This window comes from Thalassotalea ganghwensis (assembly GCF_053485795.1).
The window spans coordinates 79,904-95,330 of sequence record NZ_JBQRUM010000011.1 but is presented as its reverse complement, the minus strand read 5'-3'; the positions used below and the strand labels follow the sequence as shown (position 1 = coordinate 95,330).

Annotated in this window: 12 protein-coding genes and 4 tRNA genes; 13 read left to right on the top strand and 3 right to left on the bottom strand. The window is 40.2% G+C overall.

The window, feature by feature from the left end; all coding sequences use genetic code 11:
• Positions 1-7: 7 nt before the first annotated feature.
• Together prfA and hemA are read right to left on the bottom strand one after the other, a co-directional pair.
• The gene (gene prfA, locus ACSLUH_RS12510; RefSeq protein ID WP_448567470.1) at positions 8-1,096 is read right to left on the bottom strand and encodes a peptide chain release factor 1; all 1,089 of its coding nucleotides are present in this window, start codon (positions 1,094-1,096) and stop codon (positions 8-10) included.
• A gap of 133 nt (positions 1,097-1,229) precedes the next feature.
• Positions 1,230-2,498 (bottom strand): glutamyl-tRNA reductase, encoded by a 1,269-nt coding sequence (gene hemA / locus ACSLUH_RS12505; protein WP_448567469.1) that lies wholly within the window; start codon positions 2,496-2,498, stop codon positions 1,230-1,232.
• 164 nt (positions 2,499-2,662) lie between these two features.
• On the opposite strand from hemA, the gene lolB reads away from it, so the two are divergent.
• The 10 genes from lolB (at position 2,663) to ACSLUH_RS12455 (ending at position 8,891) form a co-directional block, all read left to right on the top strand.
• Complete coding sequence (gene lolB, locus ACSLUH_RS12500; RefSeq protein WP_448567466.1) at positions 2,663-3,361, top strand: lipoprotein insertase outer membrane protein LolB; 699 nt, start codon at positions 2,663-2,665, stop codon at positions 3,359-3,361.
• Between the two features lie 10 nt (positions 3,362-3,371).
• Complete coding sequence (gene ispE / locus ACSLUH_RS12495) at positions 3,372-4,241, top strand: 4-(cytidine 5'-diphospho)-2-C-methyl-D-erythritol kinase (RefSeq protein ID WP_448567464.1); 870 nt, start codon at positions 3,372-3,374, stop codon at positions 4,239-4,241.
• Positions 4,242-4,350: 109 nt separating this feature from the next.
• Positions 4,351-5,298: a ribose-phosphate pyrophosphokinase gene (locus ACSLUH_RS12490; protein WP_448567462.1), complete on the top strand. Its 948-nt coding sequence runs from the start codon at positions 4,351-4,353 to the stop codon at positions 5,296-5,298.
• A gap of 239 nt (positions 5,299-5,537) precedes the next feature.
• Positions 5,538-6,152 carry a 50S ribosomal protein L25/general stress protein Ctc gene (locus ACSLUH_RS12485; RefSeq protein WP_448567460.1) on the top strand — a complete coding sequence of 205 codons (615 nt, stop codon included), beginning with the start codon at positions 5,538-5,540 and terminating at the stop codon, positions 6,150-6,152.
• Positions 6,153-6,170: 18 nt separating this feature from the next.
• Positions 6,171-6,755 (top strand): aminoacyl-tRNA hydrolase, encoded by a 585-nt coding sequence (gene pth / locus ACSLUH_RS12480; RefSeq protein WP_448567458.1) that lies wholly within the window; start codon positions 6,171-6,173, stop codon positions 6,753-6,755.
• Between the two features lie 41 nt (positions 6,756-6,796).
• Complete coding sequence (gene ychF / locus ACSLUH_RS12475) at positions 6,797-7,888, top strand: redox-regulated ATPase YchF (RefSeq protein ID WP_448567456.1); 1,092 nt, start codon at positions 6,797-6,799, stop codon at positions 7,886-7,888.
• A gap of 604 nt (positions 7,889-8,492) precedes the next feature.
• Positions 8,493-8,569 (top strand) — tRNA-Met (locus tag ACSLUH_RS12470).
• A gap of 10 nt (positions 8,570-8,579) precedes the next feature.
• A tRNA-Leu gene (locus ACSLUH_RS12465) sits at positions 8,580-8,664 on the top strand.
• A 36-nt stretch (positions 8,665-8,700) separates the two neighbouring features.
• A tRNA-Gln gene (locus tag ACSLUH_RS12460) sits at positions 8,701-8,775 on the top strand.
• Between the two features lie 41 nt (positions 8,776-8,816).
• Positions 8,817-8,891, top strand: a tRNA-Gln gene (locus tag ACSLUH_RS12455).
• 230 nt (positions 8,892-9,121) lie between these two features.
• Here ACSLUH_RS12455 and ACSLUH_RS12450 read toward each other — a convergent pair.
• On the bottom strand, positions 9,122-10,291 hold the full coding sequence (locus tag ACSLUH_RS12450; RefSeq protein WP_448567454.1) for an FAD-dependent monooxygenase: 1,170 nt from the start codon (positions 10,289-10,291) through the stop codon (positions 9,122-9,124).
• Between the two features lie 178 nt (positions 10,292-10,469).
• Here ACSLUH_RS12450 and ACSLUH_RS12445 point away from each other — a divergent pair, with 178 nt between their 5' ends.
• The 3 genes from ACSLUH_RS12445 (at position 10,470) to miaB (ending at position 15,417) form a co-directional block, all read left to right on the top strand.
• Positions 10,470-10,919: a hypothetical protein gene (locus ACSLUH_RS12445; RefSeq protein WP_448567452.1), complete on the top strand. Its 450-nt coding sequence runs from the start codon at positions 10,470-10,472 to the stop codon at positions 10,917-10,919.
• Between the two features lie 55 nt (positions 10,920-10,974).
• Positions 10,975-13,695 carry a ligand-binding sensor domain-containing protein gene (locus tag ACSLUH_RS12440; protein ID WP_448567450.1) on the top strand — a complete coding sequence of 907 codons (2,721 nt, stop codon included), beginning with the start codon at positions 10,975-10,977 and terminating at the stop codon, positions 13,693-13,695.
• A gap of 279 nt (positions 13,696-13,974) precedes the next feature.
• Positions 13,975-15,417 (top strand): tRNA (N6-isopentenyl adenosine(37)-C2)-methylthiotransferase MiaB, encoded by a 1,443-nt coding sequence (miaB, locus tag ACSLUH_RS12435; RefSeq protein WP_448567448.1) that lies wholly within the window; start codon positions 13,975-13,977, stop codon positions 15,415-15,417.
• Positions 15,418-15,427 lie beyond the last annotated feature (10 nt).

Genomic DNA, 15,427 nt, shown 5'->3' with positions numbered 1-15,427 from the left:
AAGTGAATTAGTTCTGCTCTGCAAGTGCGGCCAGCATGTCTGCTTGGTTTTCTTGCAAAATAGGATCTAGTACTAAATGTAGGTTGCCTTCCATCACTTCCGCCAAACGGTATAACGTTAGGTTGATACGATGGTCTGTCATTCGACTCTGCGGATAGTTATAGGTGCGAATTCGCTCTGAGCGATCACCACTTGCTACTAAACTTCGACGAGATGACTCTTCTTCACTTCGGCGCTTTTCGTCCTCTGCAGCCTGTAATCTAGCTTGTAATACCGACATCGCTTGTGCACGGTTTTTATGCTGAGAGCGCTGATCTTGGCACTCGACGACGACACCGGTTGGAATATGGGTAATTCGAATAGCCGAATCGGTTTTGTTAACGTGCTGTCCACCCGCACCTGACGCTCTAAAGGTGTCAATTTTAAGGTCTGCTTTGTTAATTTCAATCGCTTCTGACTCAGGGATTTCAGGCATGACTACTACTGTACACGCAGAAGTATGAACACGCCCTTGTGACTCAGTTTCTGGCACACGTTGAACACGATGGCCACCAGATTCAAATTTCATTTGACCATAAACCCCATCACCTTCTATTTTAAAGATGATTTCTTTATAGCCACCCTGCTCACTTTCACTCATGTTCATCACTTCAACACGCCAGCCTTGTTTTTCACAATAGCGTGTATACATGCGATATAAGTCACCTGCAAAGATGGCAGCCTCGTCTCCACCTGCTCCAGCTCTGATTTCTACGAAGCAGTTATTGTCATCATTTTTATCTTTAGGTAACAATAATATTTGCAAGGCCTGACCTAAATCTTCAACCGTTTGTTTGGCAGATTTATATTCTTCTTGCGCCATTTCACGCATATCAGGATCATCGTCTTTAAGCATTTCCTCAGCGGTCGCAAAGTCATCTTGTGCTTCCTTGAATTCGTTAAAAGTGTTGGTTACTTCTTCTAACTGCGCAAATTCTTTGGAAAGCGCTTTAAACTTTTCTTGATCTGATATGGTATCGGGATCTGATAGTAACGCTTGAACTTCTTCAAAACGTTCAACCAGCCCTTCAAGCTTTTGATAAACCGATTCTTTCATTAAGTCGTCTTTCTTATATAGTGTAAATAAAATGCGCAATGCTGCGTCATTATAAAATTGTCGGAAGTGTAAAGTGTAATGCGTTTGCTTGCAATCAATCTATCATGCAAGGCGCTACTTTTTATTCAGGTCGCTAACGAGGTTTGTCCAGGTCAAATATTTCTCTCAGATAAACAATTTTATCGAGTTCTCCGCCCTGTGCGGCAGATTGCATTGCACTGGTAGGCGCGTGCATAAATTTGTTAGTCAGTTTAGTCGCAAGCTCAGCAATGACCGCTTCAGGATCTTTGTTCGCTTTAAGTTGGCCAAGGGCTCTTTCTAACAAAAGGTCTCGTTCTTGCAAACACTGATTACGATAACTGACCACAGTATCTTGGGTGTTAAGACCTCGCATCCACGACATAAATTCATCGCTATGCTGGCTAACAAGCGATTCTGCCTGAACAGCGGCTTTACGTCGATTTTCCATATTTTTGGCAATAATGCCTTGTAAATCATCAACGGTGTAAAGAAAAACGTCTTCTAGGTCGGCAACTTGCTCTTCAATATCCCTAGGTACCGCTAAATCAACCATAAAGATTGGTCGATGCTTACGTGAACGCAAGGCTTGTTCAACCATACCTTTACCGATAATCGGTAAGGTACTACCGGTTGAACTAATAACAATATCTGCATCAGCCATACGTTCTGGTATTTGCGCAAGTGTAATGATATCGGCGCCGAGTTGTGTTGCCATACCTTCAGCACGGGAACGCGTTCGGTTAGCAACGGTAATTTTTCCAACCTTGCTCTCATATAAGTGCTTGGCTACTAATTCTATCGTTTCACCAGCGCCGACTAATAACACCTTGGCATTTTCCAAACTCGCAAAAATATGCTTTGCTAAATTAACCGAGGCAAAGGCCACCGAAACAGCACTCGCACCAATATCAGTTTCTGTTCTAACTCGCTTGGCTACACCAAACGTTCGTTGAAACAATCGGTCCATTACCAAAGCCATCGAGCCTGCTGCTTTTGCTTGACTATAGGCTTGCTTCATTTGACCAAGAATCTGCGGTTCACCTAACACCATAGAATCTAAGCCACAAGCGACTCTCATCATATGGTTCACGGCATGCTGGTCATTATGCCAATATAAGCTAGGCGATATTATTGAAGCGGGTACATTATGATGTTGCTCCAACCACGTGAGCACCTTACCTTTAGTTTGGTTAAGATCACCATCTTGCACCAAATAAAGTTCAGTTCGATTACACGTAGATAAAATGGCGGCTTCATTACATTTAACTTGATGTAGCATTTCATTAAGCGCAACACTGAGTTGATCGGGATTGAAAGAGATCTTTTCCCGGACAGCAACAGGTGCGGTTTTATGATTAATTCCTACAGCTACAATGGACATACTTAAGTTTAATCGCCTATTTTGAAGTTATTTGTCATGAACACCATGACATCTGCTCTTAGATCTCGATATAATCACAGCAAATTCAATAGCCAGTTGTGATAAGCTGATAACTTACCAACACTCACTATCGCTGCGTGGCGCAATTTTACGAAATATTTGAGATGATTGAAAGCAGATACTCCCTCCAACAAACACAAACTGACAGTTTCTTGCTATTGATCAATTTTTTTAACCCATCTCTTAACAAAAAATTTTCATTTTTATGTCTGTTAGTATTAATAACAATACTTTCCGCCTGCTCCTCTCAGCCAACCATTAGCCAGAATGCTCCACTACCACATTATAGTAAAGATAACCGACTCCCCTATTTAAAAGCGCTAAACTCATGGCAAATTAATGGTCGTATCGCCTTTATCGATAGAAAAGAACGCAATAGTGCCACTATTTTTTGGCGCTTAAATCAAGCCAATGCCACCGAACAACTTAACTTAACCACGTTTCTTGGCATAAACGTCTTATCGGTTAATCTGAAAAATGATCTCTATCAAGTAGACGTTGATGATAAGACATACCGCAGTAAAAATGTTGACGATATACTGCTGACGCTAACCGGATATCAGCTTCCCGCTAATGCGTTAAAACATTGGGTTAAAGGTATCACCTTTGATGATAACGACACGCTAATAATGAATGAGAAAACCCAATTACCTTTGTCGATTTCAAGCACATACAACAACCAAACATGGAATATAGTTTATCAATCCTTTATTAACGTTAATGGTATTGATCTTCCTCACCGCTTAACGATCAAACAAGGTAATTTCACCATCAAACTGGCGATTAGCCAGTGGCAGATTTAGATACAATGTTATGAGTCATTTTTATCACTTTTCTTCACCGGCAAAACTTAACCTGTTTTTACACATCGTTGGGCGTCGCGCTGACGGCTATCACGAACTAGAAACGGTGTTTCAGTTTCTTGATTATGGCGATACCCTTGCTATCGCTCAGACCAATGACGGTCAAATAACCCTTTTAGATTCTATCCAAGGGGTTAAAGACAGTGATAACTTAATTATGAAAGCGGCATTAAAACTAAAATCTTTTGCACCGGCACAATGTGGTGCAAGAATTAAAGTAAAAAAAATACTCCCCATGGGGGGAGGCCTAGGCGGCGGCTCTTCAAATGCAGCTACCGTATTACATGCACTCAATGTACTTTGGCAATTAAATCTCCCGATTGAAAAACTCGCGAAAATAGGCTTGTCACTAGGTGCTGACGTTCCTATTTTTATCCATGGCTACGCTGCACTAGCTCGAGGAGTTGGCGAGCAATTAACCGCAATAGAGCCGGTAGAATATTGGTATCTAGTCACTAAACCGCCGGTGAGTATTTCGACTGCTGATGTATTTGGTGCACAAGACCTAACACGCAACACCCCTAAGTTGACTTCAGATGTAGTCGACATTGAAAACTGTCACAATGACTGTCAAACTCTGGTAATAAAACATTACCCCGAGGTTGCCAAGCTATACTCTTGGTTGATAGAATACGCGCCGTCTCAAATGACGGGTACGGGCGCTTGCATATTCTCGCGATTTAGCTCTGAAAAAGAGGCAAAGCAAATACAATCGATGTTACCAAAACATATAGATTCATTTGTTGCCAAAGGTATCAACCACTCTCCTTTGCTTAAGCAAATTAATGAAGTGGCCAATGCCAATGTTATAAAAAATTAAATGGTTAACGGTATAAAGCACACATATACGGTTAATAACAGAACCACTGTACTTTATCATTAGATAAAGCATGGTAAAGACAATGTCATAAGTTTCTGAGGAACTGATAGTGCCTGACATGAAAATTTTTGCGGGTAACGCCACCCCTGAACTGGCCAAACAGATAGCAAACCGTCTTTATATCACTTTGGGCGAAGCCCAAGTTGGTAGTTTTAGTGATGGCGAAATTAGCGTTGAGATCACTGAGAACGTTCGTGGTGCTGACGTTTTCATTATTCAGTCAACTTGCGCGCCAACCAATGACAACCTAATGGAACTCATTGTCATGATTGACGCCTTACGTCGTGCATCTGCTGGACGTATCACAGCGGTTATGCCTTACTTTGGCTACGCAAGACAAGACAGACGTGTACGCAGTGCTCGTGTGCCAATTACGGCAAAAGTTGTCGCGGATTTCCTTTCAAGTGTTGGTGTCGATCGCGTTTTAACGGTTGACCTACACGCTGAGCAAATTCAAGGCTTTTTTGATGTACCGGTAGATAACGTCTTTGGTACGCCAATTTTACTTGAAGATATGTTAGCAAAGAACTTAGATAACCCAGTGGTTGTCTCACCTGACATTGGTGGTGTTGTTCGAGCGCGAGCGGTAGCTAAGTTACTTAACGATGCAGATTTAGCCATCATCGATAAGCGTCGTCCAAAAGCAAATGTTGCTCAGGTTATGCATATTATTGGTGATGTCCAAGGTCGTGATTGTATTATCGTTGATGATATGATTGATACAGGTGGCACGTTAGCAAAAGCTGCTGAAGCGTTAAAAGATCACGGCGCTAACCGCGTATTTGCCTACGCTACTCACCCAGTATTATCGGGTAATGCTGCTGAAAACCTGAAAAACTCCGTGATTGACGAAGTCATTGTGACCGATTCAATCCCATTATCGCCAGAAATCAAGAAGCTGAAAAACGTTCGCCAATTAACGCTAAGCGGTATGCTTTCTGAAGCAATTCGACGCGTTTGCAACGAAGAGTCTATTTCTGCAATGTTCGATAACTAATTTTGTCAAGTTACTCGATAAAAAAGCACCTAACAAGGTGCTTTTTTATTATCTCTTTTGCATTTTTGTTAAACGACAATAATTTTAGAATAATGACTTGGTTTTATTGGCGGTAAGTGTTAATATTTCGCGCCTTTTTTATCTGACTACTGCTTTTGTGGGGCGATAATCAAAGGTGATGCGTTGTTTTTGGTCGCAAAAAACAACACCATTTTACTTAATATATTAAGGTATTTATCATGACAGATATTTTTACTTTGGACGCTGAAGTCCGTACTGACTTAGGGAAAGGTGCGAGCCGCCGCCTACGTCACGCGAACAAAGTTCCAGCGATCCTATACGGTGAAGGCCAAGAGCCTGTTTCTTTAACGTTAGCGCATAACAAAGTGTTCCGTGCTCAGCAAGAAGAAGCTTTCTACTCTCACGTTTTAACATTAAACGTTGACGGTAAGCCTGTTGAGTGTCTTATCAAAGACATGCAACGTCACCCGTTCAAGCCAGTTATCATGCACTTAGATTTTATGCGTGTAGATGCTAAGCATGCTGTTCACACTAACGTTCCTTTACACTTCATCAACGAAGAAGCTGTTGTGAAAAAAGGTGCTACAGTTGCCCACCATATGGCTGAAATTGCAATCACTTGTTTACCAGGTAACTTACCAGAGTTTATCGAAGTAGACGTTGCAGATTTAGAAGTTGGTCAAACGTTACATTTATCAGACATTAAATTACCAAAAGGTGTGACATCTGATGAGTTAGCGAAAGGTGAAGATCACGACCATGCCATCGTTACTGCAGCAGCGCCTAAAGGCAAAGCTGAAGACGCAGCAGAAGAAGAAGCAACTGAAGAGTAATTTAGGGGCTTCCCTTAGATGACAATTCAATTGATTGTGGGCCTGGGTAATCCAGGCCCTGAATATACAAGAACTCGCCATAATGCTGGCGTTTGGTTTGTTGAACAACTCGCCGAACGTTATAACATCTCTTTAAAGCCTGAAAAGAAATACTTTGGAATGTATGGTAAAGGCCAAATTGGTCAACATACTGTTCACTTGCTTGTACCAACAACTTTTATGAATAGAAGTGGCCAAGCGGTAGCTCCTCTTGCTAATTTTTTCCGTATTCCCGTTGATGACATACTTGTTGCGCATGATGAGCTCGATATGGAGCCTGGTGTTTGCAAAATTAAGCAAGGTGGCGGACATGGTGGCCATAACGGCTTAAGAGATATTATTGCCAGAATGGCTAACAACAAAGAATTTTATCGTTTGCGCATCGGTATCGGACACCCAGGTCACAGAGACAAAGTCACTGGCCATGTCTTAGGAAAAGCGCCAGCGACAGAACAAGACAAAATTGATCAAGCGATTGATGAGGCAGCACGTTGCATGGACATTTGGCTAAAAGATGACCTCAAAAAAGCTCAACAACGTTTGCACTCATTCAAAGCAACTTAATCATTCACCACGAATGATAGGCACAACTTAAAGGTATTATCATGGGATTTAAATGTGGCATCGTCGGTTTACCAAATGTAGGTAAATCTACTCTATTTAATGCATTAACCAAAGCCGGGATCGAAGCAGCTAACTTCCCCTTTTGTACTATTGAACCGAATACTGGTGTTGTACCTGTACCCGACCCTCGCTTGAATGCCCTTGCCAAAATTGTCAATCCAGAGCGTGTGATAGCAACAACTATGGAGTTTGTTGATATTGCGGGGCTTGTCGCTGGTGCATCAAAAGGAGAAGGTTTAGGAAATAAGTTTTTAGCAAATATTCGTGAAACCGACGCCATTGGCCACGTGGTTCGTTGTTTTGAGAATGACAATATCATTCATGTTGCCAATAAAATTGACCCTGCGGCCGATATTGAAGTAATTAATACTGAACTTGCACTTGCCGACATGGATACTGCTGAGCGCGCTATTGTTCGTCAAACTAAACGCGCGAAAGGCGGCGATAAAGACGCTAAATTTGAGTTACCAGTATTAGAAAAAATCTTAAAGCATGTTGAAGAAGGTCACATGATCCGTTCACTTGAGTTAAGCAAAGAAGAAATTGCCGCAGTTAAGTATTTAAACTTCCTGACGATTAAACCGACCATGTACATTGCCAACGTTAATGACGATGGTTTTGAAAATAACCCCTATCTCGATATCGTTCACAAGATTGCTGAACAAGAAGGTGCTGTTGTTGTGCCAGTGTGCGCAGAAATTGAAGGCGAATTATCAGAAATGGACGAGGAAGATCGTGATGAGTTCATGGCTGAAATGGGCTTAGAAGAGCCAGGTCTTAACCGTGTCATAAACTCTGGTTACGGCTTATTACAATTACAAACCTATTTCACTGCGGGTGTTAAAGAAGTTCGCGCGTGGACAGTAAAACAAAATGCCACCGCACCGCAAGCTGCAGGTGTTATTCACACAGACTTTGAAAAAGGCTTTATTCGTGCAGAAGTAGTAAGCTACGATGACTTTATTGCATATAATGGTGAATCTGGTGCTAAAGAAGCCGGTAAATGGCGCTTAGAAGGTAAAGATTACCTTGTTAAAGACGGCGACGTTGTACATTTTCGTTTTAACGTTTAGTCTTCACAAGTATAAACATAGTAAAAAAGAGCGCAACAGCGCTCTTTTTTGTTTCTCTAACTTGTAGTCATAATTTGAACGAATTTAATTAGGATATGTGTCATCTAAGTGCCTCACCTTGACCTTTTCTTAAGCGTTATTGTTAGCTATAGATTCAGCATAAAGATTAAAAAGTACCTTAAACGCATTAAAGCTATGTAAGTTTATTCCTATGTAAGCAACCGCTAAGATAAAATTCATTCCCTAAGTATTATTAATTAAAAAGTTCTATACAGGCTATCTTTTGAGCTTTAAAGATATTGTGTTAATTACCTTATCAATAATATTAAACACAACATCAACAAGTATTAGACGTTATTAGTTTCATCACTTCTGACGTTTTTGCCTTTAACTAATCACATTTCACGATGAAGCAGTTCAGTAAATTCAAAATATTTTTTCATAAAAAACGCGAAAAAGGTTAACTTTTTGTGTATATTATCGACGTTTTGTCGAGAGTTTAGGCAAACAGTCAAAAAGTCTTATTTTTTTGAAAAAAAACGGTTGACGTACGCTGAGCAGATTTGCATAATACGCGCCACTTGCTGAGAGGCAAGGTTGGAAAGGCTACATAGCTCAGCTGGTTAGAGCACATCACTCATAATGATGGGGTCCCAGGTTCAAATCCCGGTGTAGCCACCATTTGAAAAATGCGGGGTTGGCGGAATTGGTAGACGCGCTGGATTTAGGTTCCAGTATCGCAAGATGTGAGAGTTCAAGTCTCTCACCCCGTACCATTTCAACACACGTTTAGTGTGAGAAAGTTACATTGCAGGGGTATAGCCAAGCGGTAAGGCAGCGGGTTTTGATCCCGTCATTCTGAGGTTCAAATCCTCATACCCCTGCCACTTTCCTTTTAGAGGATAAATGTAACACTGCAAGTTTCTGCAGGGGTATAGCCAAGCGGTAAGGCAGCGGGTTTTGATCCCGTCATTCTGAGGTTCAAATCCTCATACCCCTGCCACTTCTTCTTAAGTATTCATATTCATTAAATTTTCTAAATAATCAACAAAAAACACGCAAGAGTTAAACTGTTAGTCACGGCCTCGTGCTATATTGTGTTACTTTGTCATATGTTCTTTTATCAAGTGTTGTTTTACCAAGTGCTGTTTTATCATGATCTGTTGGTAAAATTTATGCAAGGTTAACGTATCTGCGTCCCCCCTATCACTTACTCTTCACCATTATAGTGATTTATAACCCGCAAGCATGAGCTAGGACTTTCTTTTTAAGTACAGGTACCTTATTAACCATCGTTAAGCCAAGATTTCGTAACTTAGCTAAGCCAGGAAGTTGTTTACTAAATACTTGATAGAAGGCATCCATGGTCGACATCATCAGTAAATTATCACAGCGTCTTGCTTGTTCATATTGAGCAAGCGTGTCAGTATCATGCCAGCATTTTCCTTCACCAATGGCTTTGGCAACCAAAGTTTTTAATGCGTGAACATCTTTAAACCCCAAATTAACCCCTTGTCCTGCTAAAGGGTTTATGGTGTGTGCGGCATCCCCTAGAAGCAGCACTCTGCCCTGTTGATAGCGATTAGCATGACGCCGAGTTAACCCAAATGCTCCACTGGCCAAAACGCGTTTAACTTCACCTAGCTTTTTAGGAAAGGTCTGATTGATAAGATGGCAAAGTTGCTCTGATGATAATTGAGAAAGTTGTTTGATTTTATCTTTATCATCATACCAAACCAATGATGCCTGATGACCGGTTAATGGCAACATAGCAAGTGGGCCACTCGGGGTAAACTGTTGCCAAGTAATGTCTTGCTGACCTGCTTGTGTTTCTACATTAATCAGCATTGCTGACTGTTGATAATCCCAGCCAGTAATACCAATACCGGCCATTTGCCTAATTGCCGAGTTTGCGCCATCGGCAGCAATTAATACGCGAGCAGAAATATCTTGCTCTGCTAACGAAACCATTATTTCTTTTTCCGATTGCTTGATGCTAGAAATACTGTCCGGGCAAAGTATTGTGATATTGTCGTGGTGCTTTAACTGTTGCCACAATGCGAGTTGAATCACACGATTTTCAACAATATGCCCTAAATGTGGCTGCTCAATTTCATTAGCATTAAACTCGGTATAACTGTAATCTTGTTCCCAAACTCCTAAGCGCGAATATTTAGCCGCCCGGGTATTAACCACGTATTGCCAGCTGTCCAAACTTTCAAGTAACTGCTGTGAGGCAATAGAAATTGCAGAAACCCTGATATCATGTGGTTGCTCAACATTAAACGCCTTGGGTTCGTGCTTTTCAACAACTGCAACGGTTAACCCAAGTTGAGCCATTGACAGCGCAGCAGCCGCCCCCACCATACCACCACCGCTAACGATGCAATCAAAATTATTCACGCCTTGTTACCTAAGTTAACCGTTTGGGTTATTTTAACTAAGAGCGCATAGATTATCGATAACTAATCTAAGTAATTGACAGCACGTTGAAATTTTCTTGTAGTCATGTCGAGGATATTCGGTATACTAAATTGGCGTGAGTAACACGCAATTAACTACATAACAATAAGGAATGATTATGTCAGCATTAAAAAAAGAAGTTCGCGTCACTAAAGACTTTAACTTGGTCTATGATTTTACCGAAAAACCAAACCTTACAAAGTTAAAAGCCCATGAAGATCGCGCAGTTGTCGCGAAAATGCGCTGTGATTTAGTGCTACCAAGCGATAAAATCTTAACCGTAGATATAGATTTTGATACTGATAGTGGCTACCATAACAACTCGATTATGGTAATGGATGACTTTGGTGTCGAAATGCTTGCCACTGCCTATGAAGTTAAATATGGCAAAGTACATGCCGATAAGATCAGAAAAGCATGGAATGAAAAACAAGAAGAAAATGACCCACGTAAACCAACTTATATCCTGGTGCAAAAACCTGAAGAAGAAGATGCAGTCCCGCCAGCACACCCGCGCTGTGGACAGAATGATCATTCTCCTAAAATCGCTCCAAAAAGTATTACATAATTTAGCTAAAATAAATTGGTGGTGGTTCTTACCACCACTAATATCCATTTATACAATGTCAGCGAATGCTGATGTTAAAGTACTAAAATCTCTAACCAGCATTAATCATATAACTCAAGATAATAGCGGCTTTATTTGGTTTGCAGGACAACAAGGGTTAAGTCGCTTTGATGGTCAGGAAGTTATCACCTACGGTAAGTTTAGTGATAAATGGCCACTTCCTTTTACTTGGCTTCATCATATCGCCAATTTAAACGATAAATTCCTACTGAGCACAGAAACTAGTGGTGTCTGGCTTTTTAACCCTAAAGATGGCTACATCGACCAGTTACCAATTTCCATTGATAATCAAAGCACAATTTCCGCCCACTGGTTTAAGAATAATTACTACTTTATCGCTGACAAGTTATACAAATTAGACCCGGTAGAGCAAACAACACAAATAATTGACAGTCATATTTCTTACGGTGACTTTGTCGAAACAACGGAGAACCTATACTATTTTGATAATCAAAAGTTATCAATAGTTACGGCTTTAGGGTTAGACACTGTTTTTGAAGGTGACTTGAAAACCGTCATAGTTATCGAAGATAAAGTGATTGTTGCATTGCAAAATAAGCTCATCGTTATAGAGAACAATCAAATAACCACATCATTAAATGTTGACTTTCAAATTCAATTAATGACCAAAAGCTTTAATGAGAAAAGCATTTTCGTGTTGGATTTAAACGGAAAAATTCATCAGTTTGATACTCAACTAATTAAATTGAAACATCAGTTTAAAAATATTAATGATAAAAGGGTTAGATTCATTTATCACGATAGTTCCGATGTTATATGGTACGCGAGTAGTCAGGGTGTCGGTAGAGTATCTAAAATTTCAATTACTGATAAAGATTTTATATTTAATGCGTCAATTAATGTTATTGAGCTAGAAAAATACCGTGACGAATTAATCATAGGTAGTTATGGAGATGGACTTCACACCTATAATGATAGTAGCAAAGTCATAAATAAAGATATTGCTGATAAGCTTATCGGCGATAGCAGACGAATAAATGATCTTAAAGTCGTCGAGAATCAATTATATCTTGCCACCTTTGATGGCCTTTGGCGATATGACTTGATTAACCACAGTATTGATAAATTGAAGTTTGATGATAATAACCAAATAATGTTAGGAATAACACATCATGGAAACAAACTTTATATATCTACCGACGGCAATGGATTTATAGTTTTTGATATTGAAACTCAACAGCAATTATACAAAGTAGACGCGATTTACCCATTTAGCTCTCCTGAAATAATCGATATTGAAATAGTCAATGATAAAGAGTTATGGTTGGCCACTGCTGCAGGTATAGACATTTATGATGCTGCTTCAGACAAAATTCGCCATATTAATATCCCTAGCACATCAAAAATAATCTCATTGATTGCTACTAACAATAAAATATTTGCATTTTCTAAACGCGAGGGGGCGTTTATTCTCAATTATGATGGTGAACTATTAAAACAAATTGGAAAAGGGATTGATTTTGGAAAAGCGGCCTTAGTTCAAGATCATATATGGGCCCCTTCAAGAAATGGTGTTTATCAAATTGATATTAAGACGTTCGCACTATCTCTGATACCTAACACCCAAGAATTTAGTTTCACATGTGAACCGGTTTTAATCGACGATAACATCTATATTGGTCATTTTGGAGGAGTTGTTAAGATTCCAATATCACAGCCAACGGCCTTTGATGCCAATATTATTGTGAGCAAAGTAACAGTCTCGGGACAGTCGACTGTACTTAATAAAGTCATTAATATCGACTCAGCCAATGATGTTGTTCAACTTGATTTAGCGTCATTAGATTATCGTCCTGGCATTGCTAAACAATTTAAATATCAAATCAACAAGGGCCTTTGGTATCCTGTTTCCGGAAACCAACTGAACTTAACTGGACTTGCTTCGGGCAGTTACTACATAAATATCAAAGGCACAAACAGTTTAGGACAATGGAGTAATCATCAAACGTTTGCTGAAATCCACGTTGCCTACCCTTGGTATTGGACGCCAAGAATACGTGTTTTGTATGCGGTTTTCCTTATCGGTTTTATCAGTTTAGTCCTGTGGCTTTTGTATTTACGTGGCCGCTCTATTAGCCATATTCATGCATTACTTGCCAATGATATAAAAACCAAAGGTAAAGCTGTGCTAAATGTTCAAAAAAATCTATCTAACTTACTTACTTTATGGCACCAATGTATCGATGATAACGACAAGCTTTTGGCAAATAAAGATAAAGTCAGCTCGCTCATCGAAAAGTCCATCGAAGAATTACATGGTAGCTCCTATGCAAAAACTCCAGATGGTTTATATGGTAAAACGCTGTCAGTCGCACTTCCTTATTTGATTGACTACGCAGAGAAAAAATACCACGTGAAGATACATTACACTAACGATATCGATGAAAGCACGCTCAGTTATGAGCTTCAATCAGATATTTATACCATGCTTTACCACGCGATAACCTCAGCGGTGCTCAATGGCAATGGCCGAGTATTTAATATTTCAATAAAAGAATTTAAACAAAAAATCTGGTTAACCATAAGTGATGATGAAGGTAGTTTTACCAATTATAAAAGCAAAATAAATTTTGACATGGCAATGTACTTTATTCGTCAAATTGCCAATAAATACAAAGCTTCAGTCAATGTCTTCGAAGAGCGCCCAACAGGTAGTCAATTGGTGATTTCAGTGCCGTTAATGACACTTTCTTGATGAGGCATTTTATCCACTCGCTGCAACAATTGCATTAATCGTTGAAAATAAGCTTAGTCGAAGACAACTGTGTTTTTTACCCTTTGACTGGCGGTTTGTCGATTGTTGTGGCGTTAATTAATCCAAACAAAGCCTTTGATTTAGTGGCGTTCTTATTTTAACCACGATAAAGAACTATCGAAATTTTCGGCTAAGCTTTGACTTTCACTAGCCTCTGCTAACAAGAAAGAGTAAAATACCGCTCTTTTATCACGTAAGCAGAAGTTAGGCGCAGTAGTAATGAGTAAAAAGTTATATATCAAAACTTGGGGATGCCAAATGAACGAGTATGACTCGCAGAAAATGGCTGAGCTATTAGATTCCACCCATGGCTTTGAATTAGCACAAGAAGCTGAAGAAGCGGATGTAATTTTACTTAATACTTGTTCAATCCGTGAAAAAGCTCAAGAAAAAGTGTTTCACCAACTCGGGCGATGGAAGAACCTCAAAGATACGAAACCAGACCTACTCATTGGTGTAGGTGGCTGTGTTGCCTCTCAAGAAGGCGATGCTATTCGTCAACGGGCACCATTTGTCGATATGGTTTTTGGTCCGCAAACACTTCATCGTTTACCCGAAATGATCAAACAAGTTACCGGTGACCATACCCCTGTTGTTGATGTCAGCTTTCCTGAAATTGAAAAGTTTGATCGCCTACCTGAGCCAAAAGCTGAAGGTGCAACCGCATTTGTTTCTATTATGGAAGGCTGTAGTAAGTATTGTACATTTTGTGTCGTGCCATATACCCGAGGTGAAGAAGTCAGCCGCCCACTTGATGATGTACTTTACGAAGTGGCGCAATTGGCTGAGCAAGGCGTCAGAGAAGTAAATCTATTAGGTCAAAACGTTAATGCCTATCGCGGTGTTACTCATGATGGTAGCATTTGTCGATTTTCAGAGCTTATCCGATTGATAGCGACGATCGATGGTATCGACCGTATTCGTTACACCACCTCTCATCCAGTAGAATTTACTGACGATATCATCGAGGTGTATAAAGATGTCCCCGAACTTGTTAGTCACCTGCACTTGCCCGTGCAAAGTGGCTCTGATCGTATTCTCACGCAAATGAAGCGCGGACATACTGCGCTAGAGTACAAATCCCAAATTCGTAAACTTCGTAAAGCACGCCCTGATATTTGTATGTCATCAGACTTTATCATTGGCTTTCCAGGGGAAACCGATGACGATTTTCAAGCGACAATGGATCTGATCCAAGCGATTGATTTTGATTTGAGCTTTAGCTTTATCTACAGTGCACGACCTGGCACCCCTGCTGCAGACTTACCTGATGATGTTAGTGATGACACCAAAAAACAACGTTTGCAGATATTGCAAGATCGCATAAATCAACAAGCGTTGCGTATTGCTCGTCAAATGCTTGGTACTGAACAACGTATTCTTGTTGAAGGCCCTTCAAAGAAAAACCCAATGGAGCTTCGAGGCAGAACTGAAAATAACCGTATCGTTAATTTTGAAGCGCCTCACGATGTCATTGGTAAGTTTGTTGATGTTGAAATTACTGATGTTTATGCCAATTCCTTACGTGGCAAGCTAGTAAGAACTGAAGATGAAATGGGACTGCGTATTGCAATGTCTCCTGCGGATATTCTTGCTAACAACCATCACCAAGAATCAACGCAATCTTCAGATGAGCTAGGGGTTAACACCTACACGCCTTAGAGAATCAAGG

Excerpts from the sequence above, each read along its gene's own strand:
- pth (WP_448567458.1), top strand. The coding sequence starts at position 6,171 with ATGACAATTCAATTGATTGTGGGCCTGGGTAATCCAGGCCCTGAATAT.
- hemA (WP_448567469.1), bottom strand. The coding sequence starts at position 2,498 with ATGTCCATTGTAGCTGTAGGAATTAATCATAAAACCGCACCTGTTGCT.
- miaB (WP_448567448.1), top strand. The coding sequence starts at position 13,975 with ATGAGTAAAAAGTTATATATCAAAACTTGGGGATGCCAAATGAACGAG.
- ACSLUH_RS12440 (WP_448567450.1), top strand. The coding sequence starts at position 10,975 with ATGTCAGCGAATGCTGATGTTAAAGTACTAAAATCTCTAACCAGCATT.
- ispE (WP_448567464.1), top strand. The coding sequence starts at position 3,372 with ATGAGTCATTTTTATCACTTTTCTTCACCGGCAAAACTTAACCTGTTT.
- ychF (WP_448567456.1), top strand. The coding sequence starts at position 6,797 with ATGGGATTTAAATGTGGCATCGTCGGTTTACCAAATGTAGGTAAATCT.
- lolB (WP_448567466.1), top strand. The coding sequence starts at position 2,663 with ATGATTGAAAGCAGATACTCCCTCCAACAAACACAAACTGACAGTTTC.
- ACSLUH_RS12485 (WP_448567460.1), top strand. The coding sequence starts at position 5,538 with ATGACAGATATTTTTACTTTGGACGCTGAAGTCCGTACTGACTTAGGG.
- ACSLUH_RS12445 (WP_448567452.1), top strand. The coding sequence starts at position 10,470 with ATGTCAGCATTAAAAAAAGAAGTTCGCGTCACTAAAGACTTTAACTTG.
- prfA (WP_448567470.1), bottom strand. The coding sequence starts at position 1,096 with ATGAAAGAATCGGTTTATCAAAAGCTTGAAGGGCTGGTTGAACGTTTT.